At 46.6% G+C, this 18,632-nt stretch carries 14 protein-coding genes; 7 read left to right on the forward strand and 7 right to left on the reverse strand.

All coding sequences use genetic code 11. The features are described 5' to 3' along the window. Positions 1-166: 166 nt before the first annotated feature. The 4 genes from ACTIE6_RS26225 to ACTIE6_RS26240 form a co-directional block, all read right to left on the reverse strand. A complete protein-coding gene (locus ACTIE6_RS26225; protein ID WP_439559445.1) occupies positions 167-1,741 on the reverse strand; it encodes a DHA2 family efflux MFS transporter permease subunit in 1,575 nt (524 codons plus the stop codon). A gap of 34 nt (positions 1,742-1,775) precedes the next feature. Beyond that, positions 1,776-2,867 carry an HlyD family secretion protein gene (locus ACTIE6_RS26230; protein WP_439559446.1) on the reverse strand — a complete coding sequence of 364 codons (1,092 nt, stop codon included), beginning with the start codon at positions 2,865-2,867 and terminating at the stop codon, positions 1,776-1,778. A 117-nt stretch (positions 2,868-2,984) separates the two neighbouring features. Continuing rightward, entirely contained in the window at positions 2,985-4,298 is a 1,314-nt protein-coding gene (locus ACTIE6_RS26235) for a TolC family protein (protein ID WP_439559447.1), read from the reverse strand. Positions 4,299-4,302: 4 nt separating this feature from the next. Continuing rightward, positions 4,303-4,947: a TetR/AcrR family transcriptional regulator gene (locus tag ACTIE6_RS26240; RefSeq protein WP_439559448.1), complete on the reverse strand. Its 645-nt coding sequence runs from the start codon at positions 4,945-4,947 to the stop codon at positions 4,303-4,305. 256 nt (positions 4,948-5,203) lie between these two features. Between ACTIE6_RS26240 and ACTIE6_RS26245 the strand changes: the two genes are divergently transcribed. Then, entirely contained in the window at positions 5,204-8,581 is a 3,378-nt protein-coding gene (locus ACTIE6_RS26245; RefSeq protein ID WP_439559449.1) for a M12 family metallo-peptidase, read from the forward strand. Between the two features lies 1 nt (position 8,582). Here the strand turns inward: ACTIE6_RS26245 and ruvC are convergent, their stop codons facing one another. Beyond that, entirely contained in the window at positions 8,583-9,176 is a 594-nt protein-coding gene (gene ruvC / locus ACTIE6_RS26250; protein WP_439559450.1) for a crossover junction endodeoxyribonuclease RuvC, read from the reverse strand. On the opposite strand from ruvC, the gene ACTIE6_RS26255 reads away from it, so the two are divergent. Next, positions 9,175-10,176, forward strand: a complete 1,002-nt coding sequence (locus tag ACTIE6_RS26255) for a lysylphosphatidylglycerol synthase domain-containing protein (RefSeq protein ID WP_439559451.1) — start codon at positions 9,175-9,177, stop codon at positions 10,174-10,176. The two genes, ruvC and ACTIE6_RS26255, sit on opposite strands and share 2 nt — an antisense overlap. A gap of 12 nt (positions 10,177-10,188) precedes the next feature. After that, on the forward strand, positions 10,189-11,340 hold the full coding sequence (locus tag ACTIE6_RS26260; RefSeq protein ID WP_439559452.1) for a glycosyltransferase family 2 protein: 1,152 nt from the start codon (positions 10,189-10,191) through the stop codon (positions 11,338-11,340). A gap of 68 nt (positions 11,341-11,408) precedes the next feature. Here the strand turns inward: ACTIE6_RS26260 and ACTIE6_RS26265 are convergent, their stop codons facing one another. After that, positions 11,409-13,511 (reverse strand): choice-of-anchor A family protein, encoded by a 2,103-nt coding sequence (locus tag ACTIE6_RS26265; protein WP_439559453.1) that lies wholly within the window; start codon positions 13,509-13,511, stop codon positions 11,409-11,411. A 346-nt stretch (positions 13,512-13,857) separates the two neighbouring features. Then, positions 13,858-14,676, reverse strand: a complete 819-nt coding sequence (locus tag ACTIE6_RS26270) for an XRE family transcriptional regulator (RefSeq protein WP_439559454.1) — start codon at positions 14,674-14,676, stop codon at positions 13,858-13,860. A gap of 124 nt (positions 14,677-14,800) precedes the next feature. On the opposite strand from ACTIE6_RS26270, the gene ACTIE6_RS26275 reads away from it, so the two are divergent. Genes ACTIE6_RS26275 through idi form a run of 4 tightly spaced genes read left to right on the forward strand, consistent with a single transcriptional unit; the run spans position 14,801 to position 18,606 of the window. Beyond that, entirely contained in the window at positions 14,801-15,706 is a 906-nt protein-coding gene (locus ACTIE6_RS26275) for a MerR family transcriptional regulator (RefSeq protein WP_439559455.1), read from the forward strand. Next, a complete protein-coding gene (locus tag ACTIE6_RS26280) occupies positions 15,687-17,189 on the forward strand; it encodes a phytoene desaturase family protein (RefSeq protein ID WP_439559456.1) in 1,503 nt (500 codons plus the stop codon). Before ACTIE6_RS26275 ends, ACTIE6_RS26280 begins: the two co-directional genes overlap by 20 nt. Before the next feature lie 8 nt (positions 17,190-17,197). After that, positions 17,198-18,034 (forward strand): phytoene/squalene synthase family protein, encoded by an 837-nt coding sequence (locus ACTIE6_RS26285; RefSeq protein ID WP_439559457.1) that lies wholly within the window; start codon positions 17,198-17,200, stop codon positions 18,032-18,034. Positions 18,035-18,084: 50 nt separating this feature from the next. Further along, on the forward strand, positions 18,085-18,606 hold the full coding sequence (gene idi, locus ACTIE6_RS26290; RefSeq protein ID WP_439559458.1) for an isopentenyl-diphosphate Delta-isomerase: 522 nt from the start codon (positions 18,085-18,087) through the stop codon (positions 18,604-18,606). The last annotated feature ends 26 nt before the right edge of the window (positions 18,607-18,632 follow it).

Below are 18,632 nucleotides of genomic sequence, written 5' to 3' on the forward strand. Positions count from 1 at the left end.
ACCCTGAAAATGGACGAGCTTAAAAAAAATGCTTTAATGCTTTCCTCCCATTCCTCCTTCCTCCCTTTCCTCCTTCCTCCCTTTCCTCCTTCCTCCCTTCAAGAAAAAAAAGAGAAGCTCCCCGGAACCGGAGAGCTTCTTCCATAATACTACTACACTTAAAAAATTAATGTGCTGCCGATGTGTCAACCTTGCCTTTGCCGCTTTTGGTCCAAAGTACGAATGGGACACATATTAGGAAGAGAACGCCCAGGTATAGGAACACATCCATATAAGACATTACCTGTGCCTGTTTTGACACCGTGAAATCCAGAATTTTGTACCCGCTTTTCAGCGCAATATCAGACGTCATTCCTTTGGCCATAAATGAATGCTGCAATCCTTCAACCCGCTGCTGCACAGCCGGGTTGTTTACATCCAGCTTACTGACCAGATCGTTCCGGTGCAGCATGTTCTGGCGTGCGATAAAGGTTGTGATCACAGCAACTCCGAATGAACCGCCGAGCTGGCGCATCATTCCTGTAAAAGCGGCGCCTTCCCCAATCTCCCGACCTTTCAATGTGGACAATGCAAGCGTAGTAATCGGAACAAATAACAGTCCCAATCCGATCCCGCGTACGATCAGCATATTAAAGAATGCATCCGACCCGGTGTCAGGAGTGAGTACCAGGTATCCCCAGTAACTGTAAATGAAAAAGAATATCATCCCGATCGCGACCAGGTACTGCTGCTTCACACCGCGTTGCAGCAATTGTCCTACCACTGGCATCATCATCGCAGTTACGATAGCGGCCGGTACCATGAGCATCCCGGATTGCGTGGCAGTCCAGCCCAATGTAGCCTGTGTATAAAGCGGGATAATGAATGTAGATCCGTACAAACCAAAGCCGAGGATGAAAGAAAGTATCGTTCCTACACGCAGGTTTCCATTTGACAAAACCCGCAGGTTCACTATCGGATTCTTATAGGTAAGCTCACGCCAGATAAAGAAAAAGAATGCAAAAACCGTAGTAATAGACAGGATCAGGATAATTTCATCATTAAACCAATCTTCCTCCTGCCCTTTTTCCAAAACATACTGTAAAGAACCTACTGCTACCGCCAGGAAAACGATCCCCCACCAGTCGATTTCGCTGCTGCTTTTCTTTTCAGCAAACCTGGGACTTCTTACATATTGCAGCGTAAGCATTGCTGCAATAATTCCCAGAGGGATATTGATGTAAAAAATGTAAGGCCAGCTGTAATTGTCGACAATATAACCTCCAAGCGGCGGGCCCAGCGTTGGACCTACGATCACACCCAGCCCGTAAATGGCTTGTGCAATACCGCGCTTTTCCGGTGGATAGCTTTCGGTGATCAGCGTTTGTGCAGTTACCAGCAAAGCGCCGCCGCCAAATCCCTGGATCAGCCTGAAAAATACCAGCTCCCAGATATTATTTGCATTCCCGCAAAGAAACGAAGCCACCGTAAAGATGATAATGGACGCTGCAAAGTAATTCCTGCGGCCAAACTGCTGCGAAAGCCAGCTGGTCATCGGTACGATAATCACGTTACCGATTGCGTAAGCGGTAATTACCCAGCTTACTTCGGACAATGTACCACCAAGGTTACCGCGCATATCGTTCAGGGCTACGTTGACGATCGTCGTGTCAACGATTTCCAGAAGCGCACACAGCACAGCGGTAATGGTGATAATCACCCTTCTATACCCGTATTCTACGAGCGATTCCTGTAATTCCATCCTGATTGATGTTCAAGATTATCAATTGAATACCTTAGTCCAGTTCTACATCCACGAACACGTTCATGCCCGGGCGAAGTTGGGAAATAACCTTGTCGTCGGCCTTGGCAAATTCAATGCGGACTGGCAGACGCTGTACTACCTTCACGAAGTTACCACTCGCATTATCAGGAGGAAGCAATGCAAACCGGGCGCCCGTTGCAGGTGAGAAAGAAGCCACTGTTGCTTCAAATTCATGCTCAGGATAAGCATCCACGTGAACCCGCACTTTCTGTCCTAGCTTCATTCTGGTCAGCTGTGTTTCCTTGAAGTTTGCGACAACCCAGGGTTCTTCGGTCGAAATAATGCTGAATAATGACTGCCCTGCCTGCAGATACTGCCCAACCTGTGCGTTCACTTTGGAAACACGGCCCGCAGTGGGCGCCGTGATCACGGTATATGAAAGGTTCAACTCTGCATTTGCGATCTCTGCCTGACGGGCTTTGATGTTGGCATTAGCAACCTGGGTCTGACGGGAAGTAGCACTGGTTTGTTTCCCTGCTGCTTTCGCCTGGCGCTCTGCTGCATTCTTTTGTGCTACCAATACAGCGAGGGCACGTTCTGCTTTTTGCTTCGTAGCCGACGCTTGTTCAAATTCCTGTTGTGTAATAGAATGGTCTTTGATCAGGTTTTCGTAACGTGCATAATCCTGATTAGCTCTCCATACATTCACTTTGGCTTCCTCAATCTGCGCTTCTACAATGGAGATATTAGCTTCATAAGTAATGCCGCTTGCAGCAGTTGCGCTGGTTGTTGCATTCGCTACCACCAGGCTTCCCTCCGACCCTGCCAGTGCAGCTTTCGCCTGTTCCAGCCTGATCAGCTGATCGCGGTTATCGAGTACGATCAGCGTATCTCCTTTTTTAACGTCCTGATTGTCCTTGACCTTAATTTCTGTTACATATCCCGATATCCTGGGAATAACCGGACTGATATTCGCATCAATCTGCGCATCGTCTGTTTCCTCGTGGTGCAATCCGTGATTATACTTGGTAAATCCCCAGGTTGCCCCGGCAATGATCAACACGGCAAGAATGATAATAAAGCGGTTGCTCTTCTTTTTCGGTGTGGTTTCTTCGGCTTCCATTATTTTAATTTTGACTGATTGAATGACTGAATGATCGAATGACTGAATGACTGTATATTGTATTTGCAGCAACAAAAAGTCCCTTCAGGGATTTAGGGCAAAAGCCCTTCTCCCCTCCTACTGAATTACCCCCGCCGTCTGTTCAAGCCGCTTGAATGCAACTATCGCATCGGCTTTGGCGGCTTCGTAGTTGATTTGGGATTGGACTTGTGCTACGTCAGCGTCGAGGAGTTCGGTTGTGGTTACCAGGCTGTTATCGTATTTATTTTTTGTAATGCGATAATTTTCGCTCGCCTGCTCCACTGCTTTCGCGTACACATCTATTTTTCTTTTGCTCAAAACATAATTGTAATAAGCTGTATTGACTTCCAGGTGAATGCGGTCGAGCAGAATTTCCTCGTTGGTCCGCAACTGATAAGCGTGGGTGCGCGCCTGGGCAATTTTCGAGCCTGATTTCCAGAGTGAAGCCACATCGTACCGGATCCCGATCCCTGCATTCACCGCATTCGGGATCACCGCTACGCCAGGAATGTTGAGTGCCACATATCCCGCTGTCAATGCAATGCTTGGGTAAAAGTCCGACTTGGCGCCTTTGATATCGATATTGGCAGCCTTCTGGCGAATGGTGTTGGCAGCGATATCTTTTCTGTTTGTCAAAGCCTTTTGTTCCCAATCACCCACATTACCTTCTTCCTGCAACCGGATGAAGCTGGCAGAATCAGCAAGCAGCGGCGTATTTTCTGGCAAGCCTAGCAGCAGATCCATATTGATCGTGGTTACTTTGAGATCATTCTCTGCATCCAGCAGGGTCAGCTCTACATTGGATTCCTGCAATTTGGCTTTCATAAGGTCATTTCTGGCCAGCATTCCGTTTTTCTCTCGATTGGTAAACTCTTCTACACGTTGCTTTTCCCTCAGCAGGTTCTCAGCAACGAGGTCCACCGATTTCTTGGCTTTGTAAAGATTACTGTATGCTGCAATGGTATTTTGTATCACGGCCTGGCGGTCGCCTTCCGCATCCAGTTTGGCGGCTTCTTCCAGGTAGTGCGCAGATTGCAGTCCGTATTTAAACTTAAACCCGGAAAACAGCGGCAATGCAGCGCTAGCCATTCCATACATTGCTTGGTGAACTTCCGGTGTAGCTGACCCTTGTGCCGTGCTATCGCTGGTACTTGGCCTGAATTTCAGATTGATATTCGGTGTATTTACCCGCAGGTAAGATCCCGAAATACTAAAACTTGGAAGCTGGTTTTCCTTGATCTGACGGATACTGAGGCCGGCAAGATCTACATTGGTTTGACTTAGTTTTAGCTGCTTGCTGTTTTTGAGGCTCATTTCAATGGCCTCTTCCAGCGTGATCGTGCGTGCAGTCTGAGCAAATGCCTGGCTATTTGATGCGAGCCAGAACACGCCGGCCGCCAACCAAATCATTCTCCTAATTTTGATTGTGGTGTTCATTAGTTACTGTCGATTTAAATAAACTTTTTAGGTGCTGGCTTAATTTGCCTTTCAGGTGGGTCAAAAATTCAGCCTGGTCCATATGTTCCAGGTTATTGATCTTTTTATAAAAATCCTGGGAGGCGATAGCATAGTTGACTGTACCGTAGAGGGTAGTTGTCATGAGGCTCATATCAATATCATCCCGAAAAACACCGGCTGCCTGCCCTTCGCGGATCAGTTGCTGCATCAGTTCGATATTTCTCATTTTCAAATTCATGATATGATCAGAAATTGCTGCATTCCGTTCCGATGAAAGCGTTTCCCGCATCATGATGTTATGAAAACACTGGTTGCCTGTAAGCCGGTCAATTACACTATCGATCAGCAGATTGATCTTCTGCATTGGTACCAGTTCCGCATTGGTGATCAGTGTTTCCAGCCGCGACCTGGATTCCGTCATCCTGATTTGAAACAGGGCTTCTATCAACTTCTCCTTCGATCCGAAGTAATAAGAGATCATAGATACGTTCACGTCCGCTGCCTGGGCAATGTCGCGTACCGAAGTGCCCGCAAAACCCTTCTGAGCAAACAGTCGCTCAGCTACTTCTATAATCTGTATTTGTTTAGCGTTGTAATCCATTTTTTTGCTTCCTCAGCAGGGTTTTTATTATCCCGCCTGCTGATTACCTCACAAAGGTACCTGTTCATAAAACAAAATTCAAACGATCGTTTGAATTTATCAAACAAACGTTTGAATCATTGCATCAATTATTGATTTAATACCATTAAAATTTTTTAATATTAAGATTAAAGACAGGCAACTTCTTGCCGCTTGTTTTTGTCATGTACTGGCATTCGTTCTTCTTAATTACCCTATCTTTTTGTTCGTCCCACTTATGAAGCCACATTTTACCAGCAAGCTTCTGCTTTTTATTTTGCTTTCTTTTTCAACTAAACTGCTTGTCGCACAGCAGCTTCCGCAAGGCTGCGCAACAAACGATTCACTCTCCGGAGCACGTTTACAGAAATATGCTGCCCGCACAGACCTGACCCGCGCGCGTACCTCCGCTGGCGAAAGGCTGGAATACCGATTGGGCATTGATATCAATTTTGACACTTACCGAATTTATAATGGCGACAAAGAGAGGCTGATCAAAGAGGCAAACCGCTTTATACAGGCAGCCTCAGACATTTTCGAGCGTGAAATCAACGTGAAGCTGACGATCAGCTACATTCACATCTGGGACAAGCCGGAGCCTTATGTATTTACGACTGATTTCGATTATTTCTCAAACGTGCAGGCGTACTGGGCTGCAAACCGTTTCGAGGAGCGCGATGCCGTAGTAGGCTTTTCTTGCCGTAGCGGCTGGTTCTACGGAGGCTACCGCATGTGTACGTCCAACTTCCCCGCTCCCGACAATGCTTACGTTGATGTTGACCTGCTCAGCCACGAACTAGGGCACACCCTCGGCTCGCCCCATACACACAACTGCTCCTGGCCCGGTGGCCCCATCGACCGCTGTACCAATGTGGAAGGCCCCACAAGCGAGTGCCAGGACGGTTATCCGGAGTTCGTGAATGGGTCAATTATGTCGTACTGCCGCAGCGTGCTGAGTTTTCACCCGCTTTGCCGGAACCTGATGCGTGACTATGCGGAAGGTAAAATAGAGCCTACTTTCAAACTCGGCGCATTTACTGAGCAACCCAGCACTCCCGCCGACCTGAGGCTCATCGACGCGAATCAGGATGCAACTTCAACTACCCCGTCGTTTCAGTGGAACGCAGCCTTTCGCGCCGATCGTTACCGTTTCCAAATCGCGAAAGACCAGGCATTTACGCAGATAGTTGAAGATACGCTGGTTAGGCAATCGCATTTCCAGTCACGCGGACAGAGCGAGGGGACCTATTTTTCGAGATATAAGCCGGAAAACGATGTGAAAGCCAGTGAATGGTCTCAGCCTTTGCGTTTCACAATTGCTACTTTTATCGGCAACTCCCTGCCCCCGCTCCTTTTCGATCCTAAAATTATAAGTGGCAAGAACCTCACCGGCCATTTTTATGCATTCGCAGGAATCACCCACTACGAGGTAGAAGTCACCGATTTCAATGCACGGGAGAGTTTCAGCCGCATTTATGAAACACGTGCAGGCGCGCAGCAGTCCTTTTCGATTTCATACCAATATGAATGGTACAAGCCATTTTATGTTCGTCTGAGAGTTCAGAAGAATAATGTATGGAGTGGATGGTCGGCCATTTACAACCTTTCCCAATCCTGGATGAACACATTCGGCTTGTCCAATCAGGTGACAAAAATGTCCAGCACTCCCATGCTGACAACTACGCTCTTCAAAGGGACACTTCATCCCGGCCCTTTAACGGGTTATCTGGAAATTGCGACCGACGACAAGTTCAGCAAAATTGTACATCGTGACTCGGCCGTCTCCAATGCAATGAACAGCTTTAACTCAACCAAAATGCTGTATCGACCGGTTTTGGAGGAAAATGCATCCTATTTTGTCCGTTCCAGATTGAAATGGGCTCCAAAATCTTACACGGATTGGGAAGGTATGCAAGTAAATACGGGCTTTCAGGATCAGCGTTTTACTTACCTGGGTGTAGTATCAACCAACTTACAGGAGCCGGCATATACTGCTATGTTCAGGACCAGGTTTGTAAAGGCTGCCGACAAACTCTATGTAACCAGCCTTTCATCGGGCTACTATGCTACCGACAATCTGAATGACTGGGAAAATTATACGCCATCGACAACAAATGGCAAAAGTCCGAGTGGGTTGCAATACTTCGGGGCAACTAAAAATGGCACTGTTTATATGATTGACCAGAGCAATAATCTGGTTGTAAAAACAGGTGATACGTACCAAAGCTACTATCCGCCCGAGCGATTTTACGCGAATCCAATTTGTCCGATGGCAGTTACTGAAAACAGCGGGATATTTTTCTTGACGGGAGACAAAGGCGTTGCCCGCTTTTATGAAGGAAACTGGCTATTCTATGCCCAAAATACATTCTCCACCGAGCGGTTTATGACCATAGCCAGTGATTCTGACGATCACATCTGGGCTATTACAGATCAGGGAAACGTTTGGAAATTTTACAATAACAACTGGTCCCAGCATTCCTATATACCGGAAGCTTACCGTATCTCGGGATTGACTTTCAATAAAAACAAGATAGCAACTGCGTACGGAGAATTTGGTGTGAGGCAGTTCAACCCAGCCAGCAGCAGTTGGGACTTAATCGGGTCAATTGCACCGCAATCTGTCCGAAAGGTAGTTTTTGATAAAGATAACCGGCTCTGGGCAGCTGCATTTAACTTTTGGGATAACACCAACATTCAACAGGTCCTGATCAGTTATAAAGATGGAAAAGCGAACACCTATTCAGATGGTTTCGGAACGTTGCGCGAAAATTTCGACATCGAGATATTTAATGACAAACTGATCATTTTAACCGGAGGAAGCGAGCTGCATACCTTTGAGGAAAACAAAATTCAGCGGTTTGACCCTAAAACAGGCTACTGTGCCGGTGAAAATGTAGCAGTTACCATCACTTCCAATTCTACATTTTCAAAAAACAAATCAGCTACCATCGCAATCAGGAATACGGACAAAGGTACTGTTACAAGCCTGCCTGTTCAGGTGGAAAATGGAATCATTAATTTCCAATTGCCGGAAACAATGGAAAAAGGTACTTATGCCCTTAAAACGGTCTTTGACTATCCCGCCATCGAAAGCAACGAGAGTAAGACTTTTCAGGTGCAGCCACCTGCAATGGTGGATGTGAAAGTAGAAAAGGCGGGTATGTTCAAAACGATATTAAAAGTCACCGAAGGCCCGGAACAGGAGTACCAGTGGCAGCTGAACGGAGCAGATATACTAGGCGCTACGGGCCCTGCTCTGACAGCTTCGGAAAGCGGCGAATACCGCGTGCTGATTTCGAATCAAACAGGTTGCGTGTCAAAATCAACAGCAATCCCTGTTACGCTAGATACGCCAAATGAAATTACATTATTACAAAACACGCCGAATCCGGCCGGATCTTCCACCGACATTTCGTTTTACCTGCCCGCACAGACCAATGTAGCACTTGACTTGTTCAACCTGCGGGGACAAAAGCTGATGCAACTGCACAAAGGTGACCTGACACCCGGCTGGCACTTCGTCAAGGTGAATGCAGCCAATTTGCCAGGCGGCGTTTATGTGTACAGATTGAAAGCAGGAAAGACAGAGAAAGCTCTAAAAATGATCAAATAGATCATTTGACGCGGCTGGGGTATTCACTTACGAACGCACCCCAGCCGCCTTTTTTAGCCTTTTTGGAAGATCCACTGGCGGCCGAAGCGGGTGAGTTGGCGTGGTACTGGTGACAAATCGCGATGGCAATGCCGTCGGTAGCATCCATAAATTCCCGGCTTAATTCCATTTTAAGGATTTTCTCCAACATATAAGCTACCTGCTCTTTGGAAGCACTTCCGCTTCCTGTGACCGACTGCTTTACTTTCTTCGGCGAATATTCAACTATGGGTATGTTCCTGGCGAGCGCCGCCGCCATGGCTACGCCCTGGGCACGTCCGAGTTTCAGCATCGACTGCGCATTTTTTCCATAAAACGGGTCCTCAATCGCCATTTCATCTGGCAGGTAATCCTCGATCAGCTGGGTAATGCGTTCAAAGATTTTCTTCAACTTCAACTCGTGCGTGCTATATTTGCTTAAATGAATTACACCGTATTGAACGAGGGTAATCTGCTGATTTTTGACCGAAATCACGCCATAGCCCATTACCTGCGTACCGGGATCAACACCAATAATTATCTTCTCGGGAGCTTCGAGCTGCTGCAATTTTATCATGGTGCAAGATAACGAACTCTCCCCTCCCAAAGAAAAAACCAGTCGCTTAAACCTGCTTTGGGGAGTCAAGCTGTTAGTGACTTTTCTGATCCTGAGCTACATTTATAAGACATTTCAAAACGAGCAAAAAGGTGCCGCTGACGTGGGTCAGGTACTAAGTAATGCCTGGAATACGGCCAATCTGGCACTGCTTGGTTTGATATTGATCCTCGTTCCGGTGAACTGGGCGCTGGAAAGTTTGAAATGGCGCAAGCTGGCGCAGAAAGTACTTCCGATCACATTTAAAGAGGCATTTCGAGGTACACTTACGGGGCTAGCAGTGGGAGTCGCTGCGCCTGCCCAGTTGGGAGATACCATTGGCCGGATCGCTTTATTGAAGTCTGATAAGCGGCTGGAAGCAATCGGTGCGGCATTGATTTCAAATGGGATACAATTCAGTGTTTCCGTTGCAGCAGGCGGAGCCGGCTGGTTTTTGCTGATGGACAGGCTGCGCATTCCGGAAATGACCAAAACGCTGGTGAGCGCGCTCATTGTCACAATTTTCATTCTGAGCTTTCTCGTAGTCTGGTTTAGAAAACAGCTGACTAACTGGCACCCGGCGCGCCTGTCTGTCCAAAAACTACATTCTTATATCCGCATTATAGGTGCCTACTCCGCATCTGAGCTGCTCTGGGCTTCACTTCATGGCACTTTGCGCTACTGTGTTTTCCTGAGTCAGTTTGTACTTGCATTGTCACTTTTTGATCTCCCGGTCGCAGTAGCCGATCTGACGGCCTGCGTGTCATTGATCTTTCTCGCTAAAACGCTCATTCCTGCGATCAATGTTCTTGGTGATCTGGGTTTGCGGGAATTTACGGCGCTGGTTGTATTTGCGTCTTATAACTTGCCCCCTGAAAAGATCATCGCGGCAACATTCATGGTCTGGATTGTCAATGTGCTCGGACCGATCCTCGTCGGCATTTACCTGATCTGGAAATATAAATGGAGGCAGAGCGCTTAAACAATGCAGCTAATGATTGAACAATACCTGCTTTCCTGGCTTATTCCATTGATCTGGATCTTCACAGGCAGTTATGCCGTTTTCACTGTTGTCCTTTTGTTTTTTTGGTCAAAAATCGAGCGACCTGCGGGCAAAGTGACGAAAGACTTGCCTACTATTTCCGTCATCATCCCGGTCCGCAACGAAGCGGATAACATACTGTCACTCCTGGCTGATCTCGACAGGCAAACCTTTCCCGCATCCCAATTTGAGGTACTGGTTATGAACGATAACTCAACAGATCAAACTGCGGGGCTTGTTCGTGATTTTGCCAGAAAAAGTAAATGCAACATCCAGCTGATCGACCTGCCGGATACTGCCACTACTTCACCCAAAAAGCGCGCAATAGAAACAGCAATTGCCGTCGCAAAAGGAGAATGGATAGTTACTACTGACGGTGACTGCCGGGTTGGTCCTGGCTGGCTCCATACCATTGCCATCACTCAGGCTGCGGGAGATGCAAAACTGATCAGCTCGCCGGTAACATTCCACAAGCCGGAAATGCTGACGGATTATTTGCAGATCGTTGAATTTTCAAGCCTGATCGGCAGCGGCGCAAGTGCGATCGAGGCGGGGTTCCCTTCCATGTGCAATGGCGCCAATCTTGCTTATTCGAAGCAGGCATTTTTCGATGTAAATGGTTACGAAGGAGTGCGCCACATTGCTTCCGGCGATGACGAATTTTTAATGCACAAAATCGCCGCCCGGTTTCCGGGTTCTGTCCGTTTCCTGAAAGATCCCGCTGCAATCGTGACTACTGCCCCGCACCGCAAGTGGTCTGACTTCTTTCGCCAGAGAAAGCGGTGGGCCAGCAAATGGAAGCATTATCAGACCGCGACCCCGCTTATACTCGCGATTTATGTATTTCTGAGCAATCTTTCTATCATTCTGGCGGCGGCGCTTTGGGTCGCTGGCGCCATTCCGGCTGGCAGCTTTCTAGCCATGGCGGCTTTGAAAAACATCCCTGAAATCGTTTTTCTCGGAAGCATATTGAAGTTCCTGCGCCAACCACGTTCCATTGCCTTTATTCCATTGACACAGCTTTTTTATCCGTTTTACGTCTGCTTTTTCGGTCTGGCTGCGCAAAAGCCCGAGTATCAGTGGAAAGGCCGGAAGCTGGTCTGAGCAAATAAAAAAAGTGCCCGCAACCGCGGGCACTTTTAAGTTTCACATAACGCTATAAGATCTGATTCTTACTTCTTTAAGATCTTGGTGGTGTGTCTGCCTTCTGCATTCACGACATTCACAATATAAATTCCCTGGGCCAGATTTTGAACATTTACTTTAAATTCTGTCTGGCTAGTGGCTGGCGCTGCGCTGTAAACCGACTTACCTGACAAGCTCACGATTTCCAGCTTTTGAACAGCCGAGAAGCTTTTTACATTTACTTCATCCTGCGTTGGATTTGGGAAAAAGCTTACAGCCAGTCTCGCATCGCAAGTTCCGCATTCAACACTTTTGATTGTGCTATAATCAAACGATTCGTCTGTATCAACTTGTTGTAAACGATAGTAATAAAATTTAGCAGGCACAGTTTCACTTGAATACGGCGAATCGGAGAATGTATATTCAGTTTGGCTTGATTTATAATCAATGCGCGCCAGTGAGCTGAAATTCCGTGCATCTGTTGACCGCTGTACTACGAAATGAGAGAAATCTGATGCTTCCGATACAACCCATTTCAATTGATTATTACATTCTTTATTCTGTGCAGTGAAACTTGCAAGCTTAACAGGCAAAGTAGTGCTCGGAGGAGGGCTGGTGTAGCATGCGCCTACCGAAGAAGGATAGTTAATGCTGACCTCCGTAAAGGGATCAACCGTTACCCTGATTTTCGCACCTTCATTCCGCAGCGATCCAAAACGATCTTCTACTTCTTCCCACTTCTCTCCATTCTTTGTCCAGCCTGGCCAGGCGATACCGTTTCCTTCCAGGTCAACTGCCGCTCCCGGGAACAGGATGCTGCCGCTCAAAGGCTTGTCGCTGTCTTCCTGTACCACTTTACCGTCGCTGTTGATCCACTCGATTTTGGCTGTTTTCTCAGATGCATCAAAGTTCGAAGGTGTGATGGTGTAATCCAGGTAAGGTGCATTCTGGAAGCATTTGGTGGTCACGTCAACAGAAATCGTTTTCACAGCCGGCTCAGGGATCGAAGGAATAAATGGCCAGAAGTGGATTTCGTCACCGTTATGGGCAAAAGTTTTTGCGATGATTTGTCCGTTGATATTTCCGTTATTTCCCTTTGTAAGCTCAGCCTGTGGCGCAAAAATAGTCCCGTGGATTACACTTCCTGTTACTGTTAAAGTTTTGGTTGCGTCAGGGAAATTGTAAATCACATAACTTCCCTGAGGGTCAGACAATCCGCCAACGTTCGGGAATTTAATGCTGCTGTTACCGCCTCTGCTTGCGCAATAAGTTGGGAAGTCAACGATATTGATGATCAATCCGAATTTGCCACCGCCAGCAGTATACTGCTCTTCGGTTGTACCCAGTTGCGGACCTGAGGGAATGTTTTCAAAATTAATATTATTGATGCTGTTCCAAACTGCCGCTGAAACGGTTAGTACGTTCAATCCATTCGGGTTAACCCGGATCCTGGGGTTCTGATCAAACTTAGAAGGATCATTGTAAGGTCCCATTTCAGCGCCTGGAATCACGCCGCCGTTCTGGTTGAGGATTGGCAGGTTATCTGCCAGCTCTTTCAAATGCCCTGATCTCTTGATCAAAGTTGTGAATGCGCCGTCGATATCGATTTTGCCTTCACCTGTTCCAAATACGTTTTCGAAAATCGGGTTGTAGTCTTCACCCACCTTTCTCCCGGGTTTGAAATCATTGACATTCGCATTCAGCTGCATATTCGGCTGACTATCCCAGCCGCCGTTAACGTCTGTAATTCGAATTGTCGATTCTGCATTGTTGCGGTCTTTGTACCAAACTTTCAGGTTGTTCAAAGGTGCGGCATTTGGTGTTCCGTTTCCGATTTTCAGGTAATTCTGTCCGTTGATCTGCAGTGTTCCGCTGTTAAGCTTTACACCGCCCCGGACTGCCAGTCCGATGGAAACGCCGTCGACGAAGAATGCGCCGTGGGCTTTGTTGAAACTGATCTGATATTGATTGGAGATCAAATTTCCTCCCACTGCAATCGGCCCTTCGGTTTCATTCGGTGCAAGTGTAAGGTCTCCTAAAACAAAGATATTAAACCGGTGTGCGGCTGCAGTAGGACTTTGAGCCTGTACTTGACTTATGTTTAATGCAAGCGAGGCAAGAAGATAGAGGAGTAGACGTTTGGAGAACATTGTTGAGTCGAGTTTTTAATTGACTCGACGAAATTATGTCGCCTCTAAAAATCTGTTATCCTTTTTGTGACCACTGCAGTGAACTTTGGGGTAACTCTCAGGTTTTTGGGGGTCTTAAAATCTGAAAAATTGCACTATCTCAATATAGTACGTATATACCTTTGGAAATAAATTGAATTCTACATAATTCAACTAATATAGTCGTTATTACGTCAAATTACTCAGCTGTTTGTTCTTTCCCAATTATCAATGCGATCTTAATCTCCTTTTAATAATTGAACTATACCGGGATAACGTTTCTTCTTGCAAAATCAATATACCTATATCCCACAGCCAGCCTATCCAATTATTTGTATGCTGTCCGGCCTTTGATTTCCTTGATTTCATTCTGCATTTCCTGCAACATCCGCATTAGTTGCTGCATGTCGGACTGTGGTTCAGGAAGCTCCTTGCTGTGAAAGCTGTAATATTCCCAAAGCTCTATTACATCGGTAATGGGCACGGTGTAAGCAAAGTATTGCTTGTTGAAAGATTGCAGCAGCACAGTACCATCGGCATTGATCGTGACCTGCTTAAAAACAAAATCCTGGTCACCTCTTAAAATAACAATGCAGGGCGTCTCAGGTTTGATCGTAGTCCAGTCCTGTACGTACTTCGTGATGATATCAGCTCCTTCCGGCACAGGCAGCATGGAGTCTCCCACTGTTGGGAACATCCGGAACGTACCATTCTTTGGAACCGTAGGCAAGTTGAAACGCGGCAGGGTCGCCAGGAACTCAGGATCACTGTATCCGGAGCGGTATCCTGCTTTGGCATGAACAGGAACATACTCGATGTTCTCCTGCTCCTCCTTGTCCACAGTGATAGCCAGTACGCGGATCTGATCGCCTTTCATAAAGATCTCACTTCCCACTTCCAGATCTTTCAGCTTCTTTTCCGACAGCTTTGCTAACTCCATTTTCAGGATACTGTCAATGCTCATTCTGAAAAACTCTGAAAAATTAATCAGATCATCAATTGTCGGGTTCGCTGTTCTGCCACTTTCGTGCGCATTCAATTTCACCCTGCTGATACCCAACTTTTCAGCCAAAGCTTCCTGACTGAGCCGCTGACGAAGACGTAAAAACTTAATGTTTGCCGACCAAAAGATTTCTTGAGCTCTCATAAGTGTTGATATTTTAGAAATCAAATATAAGATATTTTTAATATCAATAAAATCCTGGCACTTATTTTTAAATAAATAGATGAAAAAATTTTTGTTTAACTATTTTTGAAAAAAGTTAAACAAAATGTCATCGTATTCCATCAAAGACCTCGAACGCATCAGCAACATGAAAGCGCACACAATACGGATATGGGAGCAGCGGTACGGCTTGTTTACGCCGGAAAGAACCGGGTCCAATATCAGGTATTACGATGACGATCAGCTTAAAAAGCTTTTAAATGTATGCACGCTGCTTAACCAGGGAATGAAGATTTCCAAAATCAGCCAGCTCAGCAAAGAGGAGATCGCGGAAGAAATCGATCGGGTTATCGCGGATTCTGCCCAGGCGAATGTGCAGGTCGAGGCAATCGTGAACCAGGCACTTGTTGCGGCGTCCACATTTGATGGTGCCCTTTTTGAGGAAACCTTTAACCAGGCCGTGAAAAGTTTGGGAATGCGCAAAACCTATGAAAAGGTGATCTACCCGTTATTGGTACGTACCGGCCTCATGTGGATCAAAGACGATCTGCTGCCTTCGCAGGAGCACTTCCTGTCCAACCTGATCCGGCAAAAATTACTGGCCGCCATCGACGCACTGCCTTTACCTGTCTCGCCCGCTCAGAAGTGGCTGCTTTTTCTGAATGAGGAGGAAGATCATGAAATAGGCTTATTATTTGCACAATATGTGATCCGGGAATCAGGCCAGAACGTAGTATATCTTGGGGCCAGGGTACCGTACAGGGACCTCAGCAAGGTTATACAGCAATGCCAGCCCACACACATTTATTCCTTTGTTGTCAATAGCCAGTTCCAGGAACAGCTTCCCGCCTTGCTTGAAAAACTGACTTCCGATTTCCATTCCTGTACAATTTGTATTTCCAGCGGGAACCCGGGCGTACAGCAAATTATCGAGAAATACCCCGTTAACCAGATCACCTCTATCGATATATTAATTGATATAATAAACAGCGATGCAAAACACAGATCCTAAAATGAATGGACACGCACACGAGATCGCGGTGATCGGCTCGGGCTTTTCAGGCCTTGCGGCGGCCGCGGTTTTGGCCAAAGAAGGCGCAAGGGTAACTGTGTTTGAGAAAAACGATACAATAGGTGGACGCGCGCGCAGCTTCACAGAAGAAGGCTTTGTGTTTGATATGGGCCCCAGCTGGTACTGGATGCCCGATGTTTACGATCGCTTTTTTGAACAGTTTGGCAAGTCGGCTTCGGATTTTTACGAGCTCAAAAAGCTTGACCCCGGATTTGCAGTGATTTTCGGCGAAGGTGAAGTAATGGACATTCCTGAGAATTTCGATGAGATATGCGCGCTCTTTGAAAGCATTGAAACAGGCAGTGCCGCCAAACTGAGGAAATTTATTGACGAGGGGGAATTCAAATATAATGTGGGCATGCTCGACATGGTTTATAAACCCGGGCATTCAGTTACCGAGTTTTTCAGCCTTTCGCTTCTGAAAAAAGCGTTGAAAATCCAGCTGTTTAAATCTTTCTCTGAGCACGCCAGACAATATTTTAAAGACCCGCGTCTGCTTGCGCTGATCGAATTCCCGGTTCTTTTCCTGGGCGCTATGCCTAAGGATACGCCTGCATTATATAGTCTCATGAACTTTTCAGGACTCAAACAGGGTACCTACTACCCTATCGGCGGTTTTGCGAAGGTGGCAGAAGCATTTGGCAAAGTGGCGGAGAGTGTTGGCGTTTCCTTTCGTACGGGACAGAAGGTGGAAAAGCTTGAAATCACGGACAACCGGATCCGGCAGATCCGATCCAACGGGATCATCAGAAATGTGGACGGTGTGATTGGCAGCGCGGATTACCACCATATCGAATCAACCCTGCTCGCACCGCAGCATAGAATGTACAATGAGTCCTATTGGGAGAGCCGCACATTCGCGCCTTCCTGCCTGCTGTTCTATCTGGGTGTAGACAGGAAAATTGATCGGCTGAGGCACCATAATCTCTTCTTTGATGAAGATTTTAGTCAGCACGCCGTTGAAATATATAAAGATAAAAAATGGCCGTCGAGCCCGCTGTTTTATGTATGCTGTCCGTCTCGTACTGATCCTACCGTCGCCCCCGAAGGCAAAGAAAATATTTTTGTATTAATGCCTATTGCAACCGGACTGACGGATCCCGAGGAAGTGCGCGAAAGTTATTTTAACTTGTTAATGGACAGGCTGGAAAAGTTTGCCGGTGTGGCAATCAGGGATCACATTATCGTTAAGAAAAGCTACTCGGTTTCTGATTTCAAAAGCGACTATAATGCCTACAAAGGCAATGCCTACGGACTTGCAAACACATTGATGCAAACCGCCATCTTCAAACCAAAAATGAGAAGTACAAAAGTGAAAAACCTCTATTACGCAGGCCAGCTTACCGTTCCCGGACCGGGCGTACCGCCGTCCATTATTTCCGGGCAGATTGCCGCTGCTGAACTACTCAAAACCCTAAATTGAATCGCACTATGAAAATGCTCTATGACAACCTGTCGGCATCGTGCAGCAAAAAAACGACCCAGCTTTACAGTACCTCGTTTTCCTTGGGAATTTACTTTCTCAAGCCCGCGCTCCGTGCCCCTATCTACGCCATTTACGGGTTTGTGCGGCTGGCAGACGAAATCGTTGACAGCTTTCATGATTACGACAAGGAAGCTATGATGGCGGAAATCAGGAAGGCAACGGTAGAGGCGATTGACAAGAAAATCAGCATTAATCCGATCCTGAACAGTTTCCAGCACGTTGTTAATGCTTATCAGATCGAATGGGAACTGATCGATACTTTCCTGAAAAGCATGGAAATGGACCTGCAAAAGAAAGACCATACACGCGATACCTTTCATGAATATGTACTGGGCTCAGCAGAGGTGGTCGGACTGATGTGCCTGCGCGTTTTCACAGAAGGTAATAAAGAGAGTTTCAATGAGCTAAAACCTTACGCGATGAAGCTCGGTGCCGCTTTTCAGAAAGTTAATTTTCTGCGCGACTTAAAAGCTGACTATCAGGATCTTGGCCGGACTTATTTCCCGGGCGTCAACTTTGACCACTTTTCTCACGTTGACAAAGATATTATCCAGCAGGAAATACAGCAGGATTTTGACCAGGCACTGATCGGGATCAAAAAGCTGCCGGGAGGAGCCCGCCGCGGGGTATATCTTGCCTACTATTATTATAAAAAGCTGTTTCTGAGAATCAAGGCGACGCCGCCTGAAAAGGTAATGAATGCAAGGATACGTATTCCAGACCATGATAAGTTCGGATTGATGTTTCGATCCCTTTTAAGGCACCAGTTTGACCTGTTATGACGTTGTAACTTTGACATTTAGTCTCCGCTAAACCCGATAACTCACATAATATGGAAGATCAAGTAATACTGGTCAACGAAGAAGATGTTGAAATTGGCTTGATGCCGAAACTGGAAGCGCACCAGAAAGGAATGCTGCACCGTGCATTTTCGGTTTTCATTTTCAATACAAAAGGCGAAATGCTGTTGCAGCGCCGCGCATTCGGGAAGTACCATTCGGAAGGATTGTGGTCAAATACCTGCTGCAGTCACCCCTTTCCGGAAGAATCTGCCAACCGCGCTGCTTCCCGCAGGTTGAGGGAAGAAATGGGCATTTCTGCCGATCTTAATTTTCTCTATACTTTTCAATACCGTGTTCAGCTCGAAAACGGACTGACCGAAAATGAGCTGGACCATGTTTTCTGGGGGATATCGGATGAAAAACCGTTGATCAATACCGATGAGGTAAGTGAATATAAGTACATGACAATGAACGACATCAAGGCAGATTTGAGTAAGAATCCCGAAGATTATACCGAATGGTTCAAGATATGCTTTGCTGCCGTGGCTGAACAACTCAAACTAAAAATTTAATCCGGCTCGCCCGGGTAGCTTTAAAT

Origin of the sequence: Dyadobacter sp. (assembly GCF_051859145.1) — a bacterium.
Taxonomy (GTDB): Bacteria; Bacteroidota; Bacteroidia; order Cytophagales; family Spirosomataceae; genus Dyadobacter.

What these genes read in the sequence shown, in the direction of transcription:
- ACTIE6_RS26225 (WP_439559445.1), bottom strand. Translation starts at nt 1,741, where the DNA reads ATGGAATTACAGGAATCGCTCGTAGAATACGGGTATAGAAGGGTGATT.
- ACTIE6_RS26240 (WP_439559448.1), bottom strand. Translation starts at nt 4,947, where the DNA reads ATGGATTACAACGCTAAACAAATACAGATTATAGAAGTAGCTGAGCGA.
- ACTIE6_RS26275 (WP_439559455.1), top strand. Translation starts at nt 14,801, where the DNA reads ATGTCATCGTATTCCATCAAAGACCTCGAACGCATCAGCAACATGAAA.
- ACTIE6_RS26265 (WP_439559453.1), bottom strand. Translation starts at nt 13,511, where the DNA reads ATGTTCTCCAAACGTCTACTCCTCTATCTTCTTGCCTCGCTTGCATTA.
- ruvC (WP_439559450.1), bottom strand. Translation starts at nt 9,176, where the DNA reads ATGATAAAATTGCAGCAGCTCGAAGCTCCCGAGAAGATAATTATTGGT.
- idi (WP_439559458.1), top strand. Translation starts at nt 18,085, where the DNA reads ATGGAAGATCAAGTAATACTGGTCAACGAAGAAGATGTTGAAATTGGC.
- ACTIE6_RS26255 (WP_439559451.1), top strand. Translation starts at nt 9,175, where the DNA reads ATGGTGCAAGATAACGAACTCTCCCCTCCCAAAGAAAAAACCAGTCGC.
- ACTIE6_RS26280 (WP_439559456.1), top strand. Translation starts at nt 15,687, where the DNA reads ATGCAAAACACAGATCCTAAAATGAATGGACACGCACACGAGATCGCG.
- ACTIE6_RS26230 (WP_439559446.1), bottom strand. Translation starts at nt 2,867, where the DNA reads ATGGAAGCCGAAGAAACCACACCGAAAAAGAAGAGCAACCGCTTTATT.
- ACTIE6_RS26235 (WP_439559447.1), bottom strand. Translation starts at nt 4,298, where the DNA reads ATGATTTGGTTGGCGGCCGGCGTGTTCTGGCTCGCATCAAATAGCCAG.
- ACTIE6_RS26270 (WP_439559454.1), bottom strand. Translation starts at nt 14,676, where the DNA reads ATGAGAGCTCAAGAAATCTTTTGGTCGGCAAACATTAAGTTTTTACGT.
- ACTIE6_RS26245 (WP_439559449.1), top strand. Translation starts at nt 5,204, where the DNA reads ATGAAGCCACATTTTACCAGCAAGCTTCTGCTTTTTATTTTGCTTTCT.
- ACTIE6_RS26285 (WP_439559457.1), top strand. Translation starts at nt 17,198, where the DNA reads ATGAAAATGCTCTATGACAACCTGTCGGCATCGTGCAGCAAAAAAACG.
- ACTIE6_RS26260 (WP_439559452.1), top strand. Translation starts at nt 10,189, where the DNA reads ATGATTGAACAATACCTGCTTTCCTGGCTTATTCCATTGATCTGGATC.